We start from the raw sequence: 15,733 nt of genomic DNA, 5'->3' as shown, positions 1-15,733 counted from the left end.
GGCGTCTGTCGCCGCGGCGCACGCGCCCTACTTGATGCGCGGCCGCAGCAGCGAGCCGAAGGTCAGGTACCAGGAACCCTGGTCCTCGTCGTTGCGGCCATAGGCGAGGAACATCGGCCCGAGCCACGTGCTGAATCCGACGAACACGCTGCCGGCGATGATCAGGTCGTCTGGGTCGACGTCGTCCTTGCTCTGCCACGCATTGCCGGTTTCCAGGCTGGCGCCGACGAACATCGGCAACGAGAACAGCCGGCTGGTGTTGCCGGTGCGCCGGTACAGCACGGCGCGAGCGAGCGCGCTCTGGTTGCCGAACAGCGCGCGTTCCTCGAAGCCCGACAGGTTGAGGAAGCCGCCGAGGAAATCCTGGGTCTGGAAGAAGTTCTCGTCGTCCAGCGCGCTGCTCAGCCGCGCGCCGAGCAGCAGGTGGTAGCGGCCCCAGGCCTGCGCCCAATCCGCGGTCACGCGTGCGACGTCGCCTTCGACGTCGGCGCCCATCACGCTGTAGTAACGCTCGAGGTCGAGACTGAGGCGCGCGCCCTTGGTGGGAAAGTTGACGCTGTCGAGTGTGTCCCACGTTGCGTTGTAAAGCGCGCCGGCGAACGACTCCTCGCTGTCCTCGAAATCCTGCGGATTGCCGATCAGCATGTCGCCCCGGTCATTGCCTCGCACCAGTTCGGCACTGATGCGCCAGGTCGGCTGCGGTGAATAGCCGGCCTCCACACCCACCTGCCGGCGGTTGACCCGGAACTCGGCGAGCTGGTTGCCGCCCTCCCACAGCGGCAGCGATTCGTTGCGCAGCTCGAGCATGGGTTGCAGGTAGAACGCGCCGGTCTGGCCGAAAGGCTGGTAGAACTCCGAGCGCAGGCCGGTGATGCGGCCCATCCGCACGACGTTGCGCCATTCGGCGCCAAGGTCGTTGATGTCGTTGAAGGTCAGCTCGGCCGACACCAGGTAGCTGCTGTCACCGTTGAAATTGTCGTCTAGCTGGAACCCGAGCTTGCCGAACGCCGACCAGGGCTTGTTGACCGGAATGATCTGCAGTCCCCGCACACCGTCGCGCTCGACGATGCGGTAATCGATCTGCTGGAAGCGGCCGTCGCCGTAGGCGCTGCCCATGTCGTGCTCGAGTTTCTCCAGGTCCAGCGGCTTGCCGACGTTGTCGGCGAGCGCACGCTCTACATGGCGGTCCGCAGAGGGCGATCGGCCCTTCACCACATCCAGGAAAGACACCAGTCCCGGATCGAACTCGCGGCGCTGCTGGCGAGCGCGGTGCGCGGCGTACGTCGCTTCGTCCACCGACATCGCGCGCAACTGCGGCACCACGGCCTCGGCGGCGCGCTCGCCGATCTCGATCGCCTCCTTGCCGCGGTTGAACTCGGCCGCGGTGATGTCGCCGAGTTCGGGGCGAATCAGCACATCCTGTGGTCCCAGCGTGGCCAGCGTGTGCTTGGTCTTCTCGTTCATGAGCGCCGAGACCATCTGGTCCATGATCACGACCGGATTGGTCAGCGCTTCTTCCTTGTGCAGCGGCGAGCCGACGTCGACGACGATCATGCGAGTCGCGCCCATGCCGCGCACGACGTCGACCGGCACGTTGTCGACCATGCCGCCATCGACCAGCAGGCGGCCGTCGACGCGCACCGGTGCGAATGCGCCGGGCACCGACATGCTCGAACGGATCGCAAGCGCCAGGTCACCATCCTCGAAAACCACCTTCTCGCCGGTGACGATGTCGGCGGCGACTGCCCGGAACGGGATTGGCAACTGATCGAAGTCCTGCGCGTCCCAGGTCGACAACGTCAGCCGGCGCAGCAGCATCAACAGCTTCTCGCCCTGCACGAAGCCGACCGGCAGGACCACGCGGCCGTTGGCGTAGCCGATCTCGAGGTCGAGCAGGTAGCGGAAGTCGGCGTCCTTGCGCCGCATCGGAATGTCGCGGCGCGGCGGGTCGTCGATGAACATGTCGCCCCAATCGATCGTCTCGATGAGCGTGGCCATCTCGTCCGGCGTATAGCCGGTCGAATACAGGCCGCCGACGATCGCGCCCATGCTGGTGCCGGCGACCTGGCAGACCGGGATGCGCTCGCGTTCGAGCACCTTCAGTACGCCGATGTGCGCCGAACCGCGCGCGCCGCCGCCGCCGAGGACCAGGCCGACGCAGCCCGGCGGGGATGGCGGCGCAGGCTCGGCGGCCAACGCCAGGCCGGGTACCGAGAGGGCCATGGCCAGCAGCGCGCCGGCCAGCCCGCCGTGAGTCTTCCGGGAACGAACATCCATCATCGTTTCGTCATCCTTCACGGCCACCCTTGGGTGGCAACGGTACGCGTCCGCCTGTCACGGCCAAATCTGCCCGGTCCTGGATTTCTTCGCTACCCCGGCCCGCAGGCGTTCCGCCGCGCCTCAACCATCCCTGAATCGTTGAGGGGGTATTGTTGCATCGCAACAAGAACCCCGCTATGCTGCACCGCACAATCCGGTCAAACCCGGTTTCCAACCTCACCCGAAGTCCAGGAGTACGCCATGTACCAGCCTTTCAACGAACAGTTTGCCGCCGCTACGCGCCAGTTCGCGGAAACGGCCGCGCAGGTCAACCGCCTGGCCCTCGACAGCGCCGAGGCCGTGTTCGGCCTGCAGCTGGCCGCGATCGAAGAGCGCGTCAACGCCACTTTCGCCTTCCTCGGCGAAGCCGCCGAAGTGCGTGACCTCGACGGCCTGAAGACCCTGTGGCCGAAGGGCGTGCAGGTTGCCCGCGAGAACCTCGAGCGCGGTGTCAGCACCGGCCAGGAAGTGTTCGGCCGCACGCTGAAGGCCCAGGGCGCGATCAGCGAACTGGCCAAGTCGCAGTTCGAAGCCGCCGCCAAGACCACGCTCAACGACGTCGACAAGGTGGTCAAGGGCGCAACCGCGACCGCCACCAAGGCCGCTGCCAAGTAAGCGCTACGTTCATACCGATATCTCTCCTCTCCGCCTCACGGCGGATTGCAGACCCGGCAACGCGAGTTGCCGGGTTTTTTCTTTTCCGTCGCGAAAAGCGGGCGGCAGGCCTTCAAGCCGGCTGGCGGCGGAACCGCCAGAACCCGGGAATGACTGGAGTCTCACAAGCCCCGGCTACTCGTCCGTGTCGGCATGGATGGGATACGAGAACGCCTGGCTGTCGGTTTCGACCACGAACCTGGATCCATTCAACGGAACCGAGATCTGGATCTCGCCGGCCGGGTTGATCCAGCCGTTGCCATACGAGTCGTCGATGGTTCCGTCGTCACGGTCAGCCTTGGTAGTGATCAGCTGGTCTGCACCCAGGGCTTGAAACCGGTCGAGAACCGAATCGTCCGGATGGCCGTGGGAACCGCCGCAGGAATAGATCACCAGTTGCGGTGCCAGCAAGTCGGCCAACGGCTGCGAGGACGAGTTCTTCGAGCCATGGTGTGAGGCGCGATAGATCTCGACCCGGCTTTCCCGCCCACTGGCCTTCCACAAGTTCGTCAGCGCCTTCTCGATGTTGGTGTAGACCTGATCGTTCTGCGTGACCTGGAAGTCAGCATCGGCGTCATCGGGGGGCGCGCCGCTCAGATCGCCGGCACTGAACAATTCGAACTCGCCAATGGTGATCTCCATGCCGATCGAAAAGTCGTTGGGCGACGCCGGCCTTCCTGCCGAATACAAGCCAGGATTGACCGAGGCGACGGCCATGTGCACCGGGTTGGCCGCATTGGTCAGTCGGCCATTGCTGACGACAATATCGACCTCCATGCCGTTGCCTAGATTGATCTGCCCGGAACCACCGCGAGCGTCCTCGCGCCGCTTGAGGGTGCCCTGGGCCAGCCAGGTGTCGGTCAGGAGCTCGATGCCCCGCAAGGACGGAGATGCCTCCGGCATGAACGCTTGCGGAGGCCTGCCCGAATCGATCAGCGTTCCCACGGTGAAGAAGCCTGGACCGCCGCCGAGCAAGCAGAAAAGGCCGCCACCCTCGGTGCTTCTCTCGTTCGTCGTGATCGGCGGCGCACCCGCGTGGTCCTGGTGGTAGTGCGTGAGCAGGAAGTAGTCGACGTGGTGCTTGCCGGTGATTTCCTTGATGCGGTCGCGCACGTGCAGGCAGCCTTTCCTGGTGTTCCAGTTCGTCTCCCCTGCATCGACCAGCAAGGTGCGCCGGGCCGGCGCCGGACCGACCACCAGCATCGAATCGGCCTGACCCATGCTGAGGATGTAGATGTTCGCCGTGGGTCCCGCGAAAGCCATGGCGCTCGGGAGCCGTGCCAACGCGGTGCCGGCGGCCCTCGGCGTGATGCCCCTGCCAACGACATACTTGCCGCTGGCCATCATCGCCTTCAGTTCGGCGTCCGGATCGGTCTCGTCCACGCGAGCGGATGCCTGGCCGTCGGGTGGCCGGGTGATCGCCGCGGTTGGCACGGGTCCCGTGTCGGATGCCGGCGGCGCCGAGGCGCAAGCAGACAGCAGTATCGCGATGCTGGCCAGCCATTTCTTCACGCTGCCTCCTGATCTTGTGTTGGCTTGCCGTCAGTCCGATCCATGCGGCACTAATCCGCTATTGGGACTTCTCCCGTTGGGCGACACGGAGCAAACCCCAAGTACCAGCGGGTGAACCGTGCATCTGCCGCGACATGCCATCCAATTGCGAAGGGATCGGCCACGGACGGCAGGTCGCGCAACGTGCTCCAGAATCAGTCCGGCTTCACATACTTGACGTCGAGCTGGTACGTAGCGGCGGTATAACCGCGCACTTGTACGAATGCCGTCTGGCGGTTGGCCGGAACCTGCAGCTCGCAAGTCTCGTTGGCGTTGCTCAGGAAGGGGCGGCAAGACCAGCGCTTGAGCTCCGGTACGCCCGTGAAACGCACGTACAGGTCGGGGTCGCCGGGACCGGCGCCGCTCATGCGCACCTGGAAGACCGAGTTCGGCTTTACCGCGAATACCGCATAGTCCTTCTTGGCGCCCTTGGCGACGCTCTCATTGGCGAAGCTGACACTGGTCTCGCTACCGGTGGTCGTCACGTCTGGCAGCCGGAACAGGCACTGGCCAAGGGACTCGGTGTTGTTGCTTCCCTTGCCATAGATGCAGGCCGCACCCGCCTTGTCCTTGGAGGTGAGCATCAGGGACCAATCGCCGCCACCGTTGCAATGCGGGTAGTGCATGACCGAGAGGCTGTCGTATGCGGTGATCGGATCGAACTGCGAGTCCTCGAAGCAGGCGCCAGCTTCCGGCCGGGTGTGCTCGTGACGCCAGCCCAGGGTGTGGCCCAGTTCGTGGCGAAGAATTCCGGCCAGCGTCAGTGCCTCGTCCCCCGGGAGTTCGAACGAGCTGTTGTCGATCAGCACGTTTCGTGCGGCCCGCTGGTCGTTCGGGAAGAAGGCGCGCGCGTAGTACTGGCCGCCCACGTTGACCGGACGCACGTCGAACACCACGTTCGGATTGCTGGCGGTGCAGTTCGCGTCTTCCGATGGGACATGCACGAACGCGACATTGGCGGCTTCTTCCCAGGCGCGTGCCGCTGCCTTCATGTCGGCCAGGACGGCATCGTGGCGCGCCGCAAACGTGTTGCTGACGCAGTAGCGCAGCTGCTTCTTCTTGGCGCTGTTCCAGATGTCGGCACGGCCGTTGGCGACCATGACCGCGAGATCCGACGTGCCGGGCGCCGCATCCTCGCCGGCGATCTGGTTGACCACCAGTTTCCCCTGCGCGGTGCCGTTCAGTCCCGCCTGCATGTCGGCAAAGAACTCCTGCAGCAGCTTGCGGTCGGCGATTGCCACATCGGCGTCGACAATGTACTTGCCGTTCTCGCCCGGCTCCTTGAAGACCGTGGCTTCGAAGTCTTCGAACGTCTTGCCGGCCCACTTCTGTCGCATCGCGGCCGCGGATGCCTTGATCTGTTCCTTGACCTTCGCAATCGATTCCTCCGTGGGCGGGACCGCTCCCGTGGCAGGCCTGATCGAATGCGCCGGCGGCTCGGAAGCAGGGGCTGGTTCGGCGGCAACGGGTTCGGCCGGAGCCGGCTCGGCGGTGGCGGGTGTCGCCGGCTGCTCGCGCTTGCAGGCGGTGATGACCAATGCACTGGCAAGCGCAAGCGTCAGTGGCGTGGCGACGATGAGACGGGCATTCATGGCAGCTCTCCCTTGGTGTCCTGGCAGGGTTCCTCCACGACATTGAGCAGTTCAACGTCGGTGGCGATCTGGCGTATCTCTTTGAGCGCGGCGTCGGCTTGTTCCCGATCGCGGAACTGCGCGCACAGTCGGGTTTCGCCCTCGAGGCCGAGACGGCGCGAGCTGACGGAGGAAACCGCCGATGCCGCCCGTTGCTTCTCCAGCAGCGTGCGGATCCTGCCGTATGCCTCGCGCGTCGGTTCGGGCACGCCGCGTCCCTTGGACAGCGCGTAGATCGCGATGGAAACGGGAGCCCCATCGCTTGCGCCGGCAGGCGGGGGTTCGCTCTTCACTTCCGTTGTCGGGGGCGGCGGCCTCGGTTGCTCCGCGACGGGCACCGGTGGCGATTGGACTTCAGCGGGTGGTGCCGCCGGTGCCTGTGCAGCGGCAGCGGGCGGTGGCGTTTCGGACGCCGGTGCAGTCGCCGTCGTCGCAGGCTCGGACGCGGACGCCGATGTCGCCGGTTCCGGCGGCGTCGGTGCCTTGCAGGCGAGCAGGAGCGCGACCACCAGCGGCAGTGGCAGGCTGCGGACAACGCCCTTGACGCGTGTGTGCAGGTTCATGGTCAGGGTGCTGCCTCGAGGCGAGCGCTCAGCGCGCGTGAGGAGCGGGCCTTCAACGGCTGCGACGGTGGCGCAAGAGCGCCCGGCGCCGGCGGCTGCAACGACAGCAGGAAGGCCTCCGGATCGCGCGCGGCGAGTTCGAGCAGCTCGCCGCCATAGCGCTGGAGCTCGGCGTCGAGATCGGCCGGTTGGCCGAAGAGGCGATTCAGTCCCACGCGGAGCTCCGCCGGGTCGCGATCGAACATCCGCGACAGCAGCATCACCGTGTCGTCGCGCGGCGGCGCTTGCAACTCGGTGCGAGGCGTTCCCAGCGGTTCCGTCAGCAGCGCCTCCAGGTCAAGGATGCCGGGGCCATAGTTCCGCGCGTCCCAGTTGGGCGGTGGGTCGGCAGTGGCTTGCGCGAGGCGCACGAACAGATCGCGACGCGTCAGGCTTCCTTGCGCGGTCTTGATCGCCGCGCGGCCATGGAAGGCAATCCAGTCAGCGGCAGCTCCGGCGACAGCCGTGGTGGCGAAGGAGGTACCGTCGCCCGGCTCGACGTTCGTGCCCGTCCCGTTCGCGGCCGCGCGCGCAACATGGACATCCTCGCCCGGTGCGGAGATGTCGATCGCGCGCCCGTTCGACGAGCCCTTCCATGGCTTGTGGTCGACGTTGGTCGCCGCCACCGCGATCGCTTTGTCGTAGCTGGCGGGCGCCACCACGAATCCGACGCAGTTGCCTGACGCGGTGACCACGATGATGTCTCGCCGCACAGCGTCGTTGATCGCCCGCTCCAGCCCGAAGAAGAGACGGCCCCCCAGGCTCATCGAGATGACATCGCACTGCGCCGTGGTGGCATGCCGGACCGCGCGCGCGATGTCGGAATCGAGTATCTGGACGACGCTGTTGAGCGCACGGATCGGCACCAGCGTTGCCTTGGGCGCCAGTCCCGTCACCACGCCCGGTGGCGTCGTGCCGCCGTTGCTGGCAAAACCACCATGGCTGATCAGCACGCTGCCGGTGGCTGTGCCATGCCCCGGGTTGCCCTGGTACCCGAGCGGATCGCGGGCATTGGTCCCGCCTTCCATCAGGTTGAGCGAAGCGGTCTTGTCGATCTGCGCCGCATCGAGATCGATGTGATCGGTCCAGCCGCTGTCCGGATGGCAGATGCGAACGCCTTCGCCCAGCGCCTTGCCACCGGCAGGCGGAACCAGCTTGCGCGCTTGATCGACCTTCATCTCCTTCAATGACCAGTCCGCCTTGCACGCCCGCGGTTGTGGCGAGGTCGTGCAGTCCAACGGCGGCGCCACGCAGGCGGCTGCGGCGGATCGCCGCCGCGCTTCCAGGATCGTGTCGTCGGTGTCGGGTTCGACCTGCAGGAAGCCGCCACGATCGCGCAGTCGATAGGCCAGGTCCCACGCACTCTCATCGCCCGCCGGATCAGCCACGCGCAGCCGGTAGATCCGGCGCAGACCAAAGGGATCGTCGTCGGCCGGCACATCGGGGAACAGCGCTTCCACCGACACGACCTGGTTGAAGACCTGCGCCGCCGCGGCGCGAATGTCATCGGCATCCTGTTGCGGCGCCAGTTCGATGACGAAGCCCTGCGAGAACGTCCTGGCAGCGGCTGGCTGCGGTTCGGGCGCCGGGTCGGCGGCCACGACGGGCTCAGTTCCGGCACAGGCGCCAAGCCCCAGCGAGAGGACCAAGACCAGGAAGCAATGGACGTTGGACATGGAGCCTCCTAGCTGGCGGGGCGGATGCAGACCTTGGGATCGGCGCGCCAGGTCGGCTCGGCCACGTCCAGGCGTTCGACGACCCGCGTGATCGGGAGAATCGCTTCGTGCGAGCGCCAGCCCGGTTCCCATGGCTGCGACAGATCTTCCTGGCCGTCGAACAGCAGGCCGATCACGGCGTGGCTGCGGCGGCTGTAGACCGGTGATCCCGAGTTGCCGTGGTAGGTGTCGCTGTCGGCGCCGATCGTGGGCTGGTTGGCGAATCGGACGCTGATGTACTCGTAGTGGGTCGCGCCGGCCGCGTCGGACATCTTGCGGTAGCTGTCGGTGAACTCCTTGAGCTTGCCGTCGATGTAGGACTGCTCCTCGGCCTGGAGCGAATCGAACTCCTGGCGCACGAGCATTTCCAGTTCGGCGTATTCGTTCTCGCTCACCCGATAAGGGAAATAGACGAATGTGTTGTCGTGCACCGTACGGGGCTCGCCCAGCGGAAAACCGATCACGTACAGCGGGTCGTCGCGACGCACGTGTGCCATCGACAGGCATTGCACCGGATACACGCTGCCCGGAAGTTTGCCGTCGGCGTTGGCTTCAAGCCGCAGCAGCACAAAGTCAAGGTTGTCGCGATCTTCCTCGGCCGTCAGCCGCACCGCGCCTATCGGGAACACCTGGCTCGTGAGGTGGTTGCCATCGAGGTCGTCCTCGTAATCGAAGACTGCCTCCAGTTCGCCGGGAAGCTCTTCCAGGATGCAGTGGTTGTTGGTCAGGCCCAGGGCTTCGCCAATCAGGACCGCGCTGCAGCGCGGCTTGTCTGCGCCCTTCACGCGCAAGGCGAAGGCCCCATGCGAGTTGGCGTAGATGCGCTCGTAGGCCTGGGGTGGATAGCGATCGTCGCGATTGAATCCATACAGGGACTTTTCCGCGCGGCGCAGTTCGCCATGCTGTTCCACCAGGATGCGCTGCTCCGAGCGTTGCGTGCTGGGAATGGCTTTGTAGGCCAGCAACACCTGTTCCCGCGTGTCATCTACGGCCTGCTTCAGCTGGCGCAGGTCGGCCTCGGTGGAGTCGGGTTTCAATGCCGTGTCGGCCGCGGCGCTGAGCTTTCGCTGGGCCGTGTCGACGTTGCCGAAGCGCCGCCGCTGGCCTGCCGGCAGCGATTCCCATCGCTTGGTCGCCTGCAGCTTGACGTCGACCAGATTGACCGAGTCGTCCGGCCCCTGGCTCACCACCGCTTCGACCGGCAACTGCCTTACCTGTTGCCCCAGGAATTCCGAATTTGCCACCGGCACGGCCGCGTCCGCGGTCTGCAGAACCAGGTCGCCGCCGCGCTTGGTGATCTCCGCGGGCACGGTTACTCCCTGTGGCCTGCGCTGCAGTTCGCGTTCCAGTGCCCGGGTACTGGTGCGTTGTTCGGGAGACGGGTCCTGGGCGAATGCCGGAAGAGGCAACGGCAAGGTAAGCAGTGCCATGACGGCGAGCGACCGAAACCGAGAAGTCCCGCAGAGCGGCCGCGTGGCCCTCGTCGCGGGTCCATGCCGAACACCCATGTTCAAATGGGTAGGAATGCCCGTCATTGGTCTTCTCCAGAGGAGATCGACGGTCTGCCGCACCTGCGGATGTGCGCAACCGTCACGGTACGCAGACGGTGGAGGGCGAGCTAACCGGACGCGCCACCCCGCGACGGCGGGTGAACTTTGGTAACTGCTGCGGCGCGCACCGCCCACCGGCGGCGAGACCGGACCACAGGTGATACCGCCGGCGCACAGCCTGATGCTAATAACGGTCTCGTCGCTACGACTGGTCACGGACCCCGCATGTCCGGACGGTGCCGGGCCGCCGTGCGCAGAAGACCGGCATCACGCCCTTCGCGTTCGCTACCTGGGCGGAGGGCTCGGCTCCACTGAGTGAACGCAAGCTTGGCGTGCTTCGCGTTTCATGCCGCGAGCTGTCGTCGCCGCATACGCATCGACATCACTGCAGAGGGAATGCGGGAGCCAACGCCAGGGACTTGAGCCGAAGTATCAACGTGCTCGCTGCCAGAAGGAACGTCGGCTCCGACAAAAACAAGGCCCGCCGGAGGGCGGGCCTTGCGTGTGCAACTGACGAACCGGCGGAGTTACGTCACCGGCCTGGTCTGCGGCTCGGCGTCATCCTCGTCCGCTTCGATTACCGGCTTTTCGTCGAGCTTGTCGCCGAGCATGCGGCGCACCGCGACGTAGAACACCGGGATCAGCAGCAGGCCGAGGAAGGTCGCGAACAGCATGCCGCCCGCCACGCCGGTGCCGATCGCGTGACGCGAGTTCGCGCCAGCGCCGGAGGAAATCGCCAGCGGGATCACGCCCATGATGAAGGCGAATGACGTCATCAGGATCGGACGGAAGCGCAGGTGCGCGGCCTCGATCGTCGCCTCGCGCAGCGTCTTGCCGTGCTTGCGCTGCTCGATCGCGAACTCGACGATCAGGATCGCGTTCTTCGCTGCCAGGCCAATCACCGTGATCAGGCCGATCTTGAAGTAGATGTCGTTCGGCAGGCCGCGCATCATCGAGAACAGCACCGCGCCCAACGCACCGAGCGGCACCACCAGCAGCACCGCCACCGGCACCGACCAGCTTTCGTACAGCGCCGCCAGGCACAGGAACACCACGAGGATCGACAGCGCCAGCAGCGCGGGCGCCTGGTTGCCGGCGAGGATTTCCTGGTAGGACTGGCCGGTCCAGTCGTAGCCGAAGCCCGGCGGCAGGTCCTGGTTGACGATGTCCTGCATCGCGTTCATCGCCTCGCCGGAGCTGTGGCCGGGCGCCTGCGAACCCACGATCTCCACCGCCGAGTAACCGTTGTATCGGGTCAGCGACGGCGAGGCCATGATCCAGTGGCTCTTCACCACGTTCGACAGCGGGATCATCGAGCCGGTGGTCGGATCGTTGTCGGCGGAGCCGTTCGGGCTCGGCGTGTAGAAGCGCGACAGCGAATCCGGGCCGGTGCGATACGGCGCATCCGCCTGCATGGTCACGCGCTTAACGCGGCCGGCGTCGACGAAGTCGTTGACGTAGACCGGCGCCAGCATCAGCTGGATCGCGGCGTAGATGTCGCGCACCGACAGGCCCATCGACTGCGCCTGCACGCGGTCGACGTCGAGCTTGACCTGCGGCGCCTCTTCCAGCGCGTTCGGGCGCACCGCCGTCAGCGCCGGGTTCTGCCCGGCCTTGCCCAGCAGGACGTTGCGCGCATCAGTCAGTGCCGCTCGGCCCTGGCCACGACGGTCCTGCAGGTACATGTCGAAACCGCCGAACTGGCCCAGGCCGCTCACCGTCGGCAGGTTGATCACGAAGATCTGCGCGTCGCGGATGCCGAACAGCGCCATGTTCGCCTTCTGGATGAACTCCGAGGCGGTGACCTTGCGATCGTCCCACTGCTTGAGGCGGATGAAGGCGATGCCGACGTTCTCGCCCTGGCCGACGAAGCTGAAGCCCGCCACGGTGAAGATGCCGTCGAAGCCCTCTTCCTTCTTGACCGTCTCGCGCACCTGGTCGAGCACGGCGTTGGTGCGCGTGATCGACGCGCCCGGCGGCAGGTTGATCAGCGCGATCGCGTAGCCCTGGTCTTCCTCGGGCAGGAAGCTGCCCGGCATGCGGTAGAACAGGAAGCCGCACAGCAGCACCAGCAGGCCGAACACCATCATCCAGCGCGGCGTGTGCTTGATCGCGCTGCCGATGTGGCCGACGTAGGTCGAGCTGACCTTGTCGTAGAGCTTGTTGAAGTTGCGGAAGATGAAGTTGTCGCGGTGGTGGTCCGCGGTCGGCTTCAGCAGCGTCGCGCACAGCGCCGGGGTGAAGCCCAGCGCGAGGAACGCCGAGAAGCCCATCGCCATGGCGATGGTGATGGCGAACTGCTTGTAGATCTCGCCGGCCGAACCGCCCTGGAACGCCGACGGAATGAAGACCGCCGCCAGCACCACCGTGATCGCGACGACCGCGCCGCTGATCTGGCTCATCGACTTGCGCGTGGCGGCCTTCGGCGACAGGCCCTCCTCGGTCATGATGCGCTCGACGTTCTCGATCACCACGATCGCGTCGTCGACCACGATGCCGATCGCCAGCACCATGCCGAACAGGCTGAGCTGGTTGATCGTGAAGCCGATGAAGTACATGCCCAGGAACGTGCCGAGCAGCGCGATCGGGATCACCAGCGTCGGGATCAGCGTGGCCCGGAAGTTCTGCAGGAAGATCAGCATCACCAGGAACACGAGCACGATCGCCTCGAACAGCGTCTTGATCACTTCCTTGATCGAGACGGCGACGAAGGTCGAGCTGTCGTACGGCGAGAACCAGGTCACGCCGGCCGGGAACGTCGGCTCCAGCTCGGCCATGCGGTCGCGGATCGCCTTGGCCACGCCGAGCGCGTTCGCACCCGGCGCCAGCTGCACGGCGAAGCCGGCGGCCGGCTTGCCGTCCCAGCGGCTGTCGAAGCCGTAGAACGTCGCGCCCATCTTGATGCGGGCGACGTCACGCAACCGCACCGAAGTGCCGTCGGTGTTGGTGCGCAGGATGATGTTGCCGAACTGCTCGGGCGTGCTGAAGCGGCCTTCGGCCGACACCGTCGCGGTGAAACCCTGCTCCTCCGGCGCCGGATCGGCGCCGATCTTGCCGGCGGCGAACTGCACGTTCTGGCCGCGCACGGCCGCCAGCACGTCACTGGCCGACAGGCTGTAGCCACGCAGCTGGTCGGGGTTCAACCAGATGTTCATGGCGTATTCGCTGCCGAACTGCTGGGTGCTGCCGACACCGGGCACGCGCGCGATCTGGTCGAGCACGCGCGAGCCGATGATGTCGCTCAGCGCGTCGCGGTCCATCGACTCGTCTTCCGAGCGCAGCGCCACCACCATCAGGAAGCCGGCGTTGGCCTTGGCCACGACGACGCCCTGCTGCGTCACTTCGGTAGGCAGGCGCGGCGTCGCCAGCGCGACCTTGTTCTGCACCTGCACCTGGGCGATGTCGGGATCGGTGCCGGGCGCGAAGGTCAGCGTGATGTTGGAGCCGCCGCTCGAGCTCGACGACGAGCTGAAGTAGACGAGGTTGTCGATGCCGGTCAGCTGCTGCTCGATCACCTGCGTGACCGCGCCTTCGGCGGTTTCGGCGCTGGCGCCCGGGTAGTTGGTCGAGACCGTGACCTGCGGCGGGGCGATGCTCGGGTAGGACTCGACGCCGAGGTTGAGGATCGCGAGCACGCCGCACAGCGAGATCAGGATCGCGATGACCCAGGCGAAGACCGGGTGGTTGATGAAGAATCTGGACATGGCGGGCTCAGTCCTTGGTGGCCTGGTCCTTGGCCTCGCCGGCAGGCGCCGGCCCCTGTGCCGTCTTGGCGCCTTCCGGCTGCCACGGCGCTGCCTTGGCCGGCTGGCCAGGCTGCGCACGCTGGACGCCGGATACGACGACCTGGTCGCCGGCGGCCAGACCGCTGCTGATCACCCAGTTGCCGTTTTGCACGCGGTCGGCGACGACATCCTTGCGCGCGACCTTGCCGTCCTTGCCGACCACCAGCACGAACGCGCTCCTGGCGTCGCGCTGCAGGCCGGCCTGCGGCACGAGGTAGGCGTTGCCCTGCTGGCCGAGCAGGGCCTTGAGGGTCACGTAGGTGCCGGGAAGCAGCGTCTTGTCCGGGTTGGGGATGCGCGCGCGCAGCGCGATCGCACCGGTGGCCGGATCGACCACGTCGCCGGAGAAATCGATCGTGCCCTGGCGCTCGTACGGCGTGCCGTCCGGCAGCACCACCTGCACGCGGTATTCGCCCGGCGAACCGAGCTGGGCGCGGCGCACCTGCTCCAGTTCGGTCACGCTCAGCGAGAAGTTCACGTACAGCGTGTCGATCTGGTCGACCGTGGTCAGCAGCGTCGCGGTGTCCTGGCCGACCAGCGCGCCTTCGGTCACCTGCTGCTTGCCGGCGCGGCCGTCGATCGGCGCGCGCACGGTCGCATAGCCCAGGTTGATGCGGGCATTGGCCAGTGCGGCCTGCGCCTGCTTGACCGCGGCGGAAGCGCTGCGCTCGGCGGCGAGCGCGTTGTCGAGGTCCGACTGCGAGACGAACTTGGCCGGCGCCAGCTTGCGGGCGCGGTCGGCGGCGGCCTTGGCGTTGGCGAAGGTCGCCTCGGCCGACGCCAGCGAGGCCTGCGACTGGCCGACCTCGGCCTGCAGCTGCGCCGGATCGATGACGAACATGACCTGCCCGGCCTTTACGTCCTTGCCTTCCTCATAGACGCGGCGCTGGAGCACGCCGGGCACGCGGGCGCGCACGTCGGCACTGCGGAACGGCGCCAGGCGGCCGACCAGATCCTTCTGCAGCGCCACGTCGCCGGGTTGCACCGTGACCACGCCGACTTCCGGCGGCGGCATGCCGCCCCCCTGTGCCTGCTCCTTGCCGCCGCAGGCGGACAACGCAATTGCCAACGCGGCGGCGAACATAACCGACCGCGGGGCCACCGAACGCGGGTTCATGACCATGGGGGACTCCGAAGTTTTCATGGTGAGCGTGACTGCTCAGATTGATCTAATTCCTATACTGTCCAGTCTAGCATTCTGCTCACGCCGCCCACGTCCCAGAAGTCACGGAGACCGGGGCTACGCCAGATCCAGCAAACGCGCCAGCCGCTTCGGGTCGGGAGCGGGCGAATACGGGAGCCGACCCCAGCACGGTACCGGCAGGCGTCGCTGCAGCAGCGTGAAGTTCTCGTCGATCCGCTGCATGTCCGGATCGATTTCGTTGGCGATCCAGCCGATCAGGCGCGCGCCGTCGGCTTCGATCGCGCGCGCGGTCAATCGCGCGTGGTTGAGGCAGCCCAGGCGCAACCCGACCACCATCACCACCGGCAGTTCCAGCGCGCGCACGAGGTCGGCCTGGTCGAGCGTGGCCGACAGCGGCGCGGCCCATCCGCCCACGCCTTCGACGACCACGATATCGGCGTTAGCCGACAGGCGCGCATGAGCGGCCAGGATCGGCGGCAGCGACACCTTGATTCCGGCCTCGTCCGCCGCCAGTTCTGGAGCTAGCGGGAGCGGCAGCGCAAACGGGTTGACGTCGTCGTAGAACGGCGTCGGATCGCTGTGCGCTTGCAGCAGCAGCGCGTCTTCGTTGCGCCAGCCGGAAGACGTGTGTTCGCAGCCGCTGGCCAAGGGTTTCATGCCCACCGCACGCAGGCCATGCGTGCGCAAAGCGCACAATAACGATGCCGTGGCCACGGATTTGCCGACACCGGTGTCGGTCCCGGTGATGAACAGGCTCCGTGGAGTCATGAACGGCACCGGGC

Annotated in this window: 10 protein-coding genes; 1 reads left to right on the top strand and 9 read right to left on the bottom strand. The window is 66.5% G+C overall.

The window, feature by feature from the left end:
• Window positions 1-27: 27 nt before the first annotated feature.
• Entirely contained in the window at window positions 28-2,277 is a 2,250-nt protein-coding gene (locus IU514_RS08665; RefSeq protein ID WP_194930701.1) for a patatin-like phospholipase family protein, read from the bottom strand.
• Window positions 2,278-2,520: 243 nt separating this feature from the next.
• Here IU514_RS08665 and IU514_RS08660 point away from each other — a divergent pair, with 243 nt between their 5' ends.
• Window positions 2,521-2,934, top strand: a complete 414-nt coding sequence (locus tag IU514_RS08660) for a phasin family protein (RefSeq protein WP_194930700.1) — start codon at window positions 2,521-2,523, stop codon at window positions 2,932-2,934.
• A 174-nt stretch (window positions 2,935-3,108) separates the two neighbouring features.
• Here the strand turns inward: IU514_RS08660 and IU514_RS08655 are convergent, their stop codons facing one another.
• From IU514_RS08655 to bioD, 8 genes are all read right to left on the bottom strand, one after another.
• Window positions 3,109-4,356 carry a ComEC/Rec2 family competence protein gene (locus tag IU514_RS08655; RefSeq protein ID WP_194930699.1) on the bottom strand — a complete coding sequence of 416 codons (1,248 nt, stop codon included), beginning with the start codon at window positions 4,354-4,356 and terminating at the stop codon, window positions 3,109-3,111.
• A gap of 323 nt (window positions 4,357-4,679) precedes the next feature.
• A complete protein-coding gene (locus IU514_RS08650) occupies window positions 4,680-6,116 on the bottom strand; it encodes a matrixin family metalloprotease (RefSeq protein WP_194930698.1) in 1,437 nt (478 codons plus the stop codon).
• Window positions 6,113-6,718: a hypothetical protein gene (locus IU514_RS08645; protein ID WP_194930697.1), complete on the bottom strand. Its 606-nt coding sequence runs from the start codon at window positions 6,716-6,718 to the stop codon at window positions 6,113-6,115. The genes IU514_RS08650 and IU514_RS08645 overlap by 4 nt, the downstream gene beginning before the upstream one ends.
• A 2-nt stretch (window positions 6,719-6,720) precedes the next feature.
• On the bottom strand, window positions 6,721-8,433 hold the full coding sequence (locus tag IU514_RS08640) for a S8 family peptidase (RefSeq protein ID WP_194930696.1): 1,713 nt from the start codon (window positions 8,431-8,433) through the stop codon (window positions 6,721-6,723).
• An 8-nt stretch (window positions 8,434-8,441) separates the two neighbouring features.
• Complete coding sequence (locus IU514_RS08635; RefSeq protein ID WP_194930695.1) at window positions 8,442-9,902, bottom strand: trypsin-like serine peptidase; 1,461 nt, start codon at window positions 9,900-9,902, stop codon at window positions 8,442-8,444.
• 647 nt (window positions 9,903-10,549) lie between these two features.
• Complete coding sequence (locus IU514_RS08630) at window positions 10,550-13,726, bottom strand: efflux RND transporter permease subunit (protein WP_194930694.1); 3,177 nt, start codon at window positions 13,724-13,726, stop codon at window positions 10,550-10,552.
• A 7-nt stretch (window positions 13,727-13,733) separates the two neighbouring features.
• Window positions 13,734-14,924: an efflux RND transporter periplasmic adaptor subunit gene (locus IU514_RS08625; RefSeq protein WP_194930693.1), complete on the bottom strand. Its 1,191-nt coding sequence runs from the start codon at window positions 14,922-14,924 to the stop codon at window positions 13,734-13,736.
• A 123-nt stretch (window positions 14,925-15,047) separates the two neighbouring features.
• On the bottom strand, window positions 15,048-15,719 hold the full coding sequence (bioD, locus tag IU514_RS08620) for a dethiobiotin synthase (protein WP_194930692.1): 672 nt from the start codon (window positions 15,717-15,719) through the stop codon (window positions 15,048-15,050).
• Between the last annotated feature and the right edge of the window lie 14 nt (window positions 15,720-15,733).

Origin of the sequence: Lysobacter niastensis, assembly GCF_015453285.1 — a bacterium.
Lineage (GTDB): Bacteria > Pseudomonadota > Gammaproteobacteria > Xanthomonadales > Xanthomonadaceae > Lysobacter_J > Lysobacter_J niastensis.
Note: the sequence above shows the minus strand (reverse complement) of the source record. Positions and strands in the feature narration are given on the sequence as shown.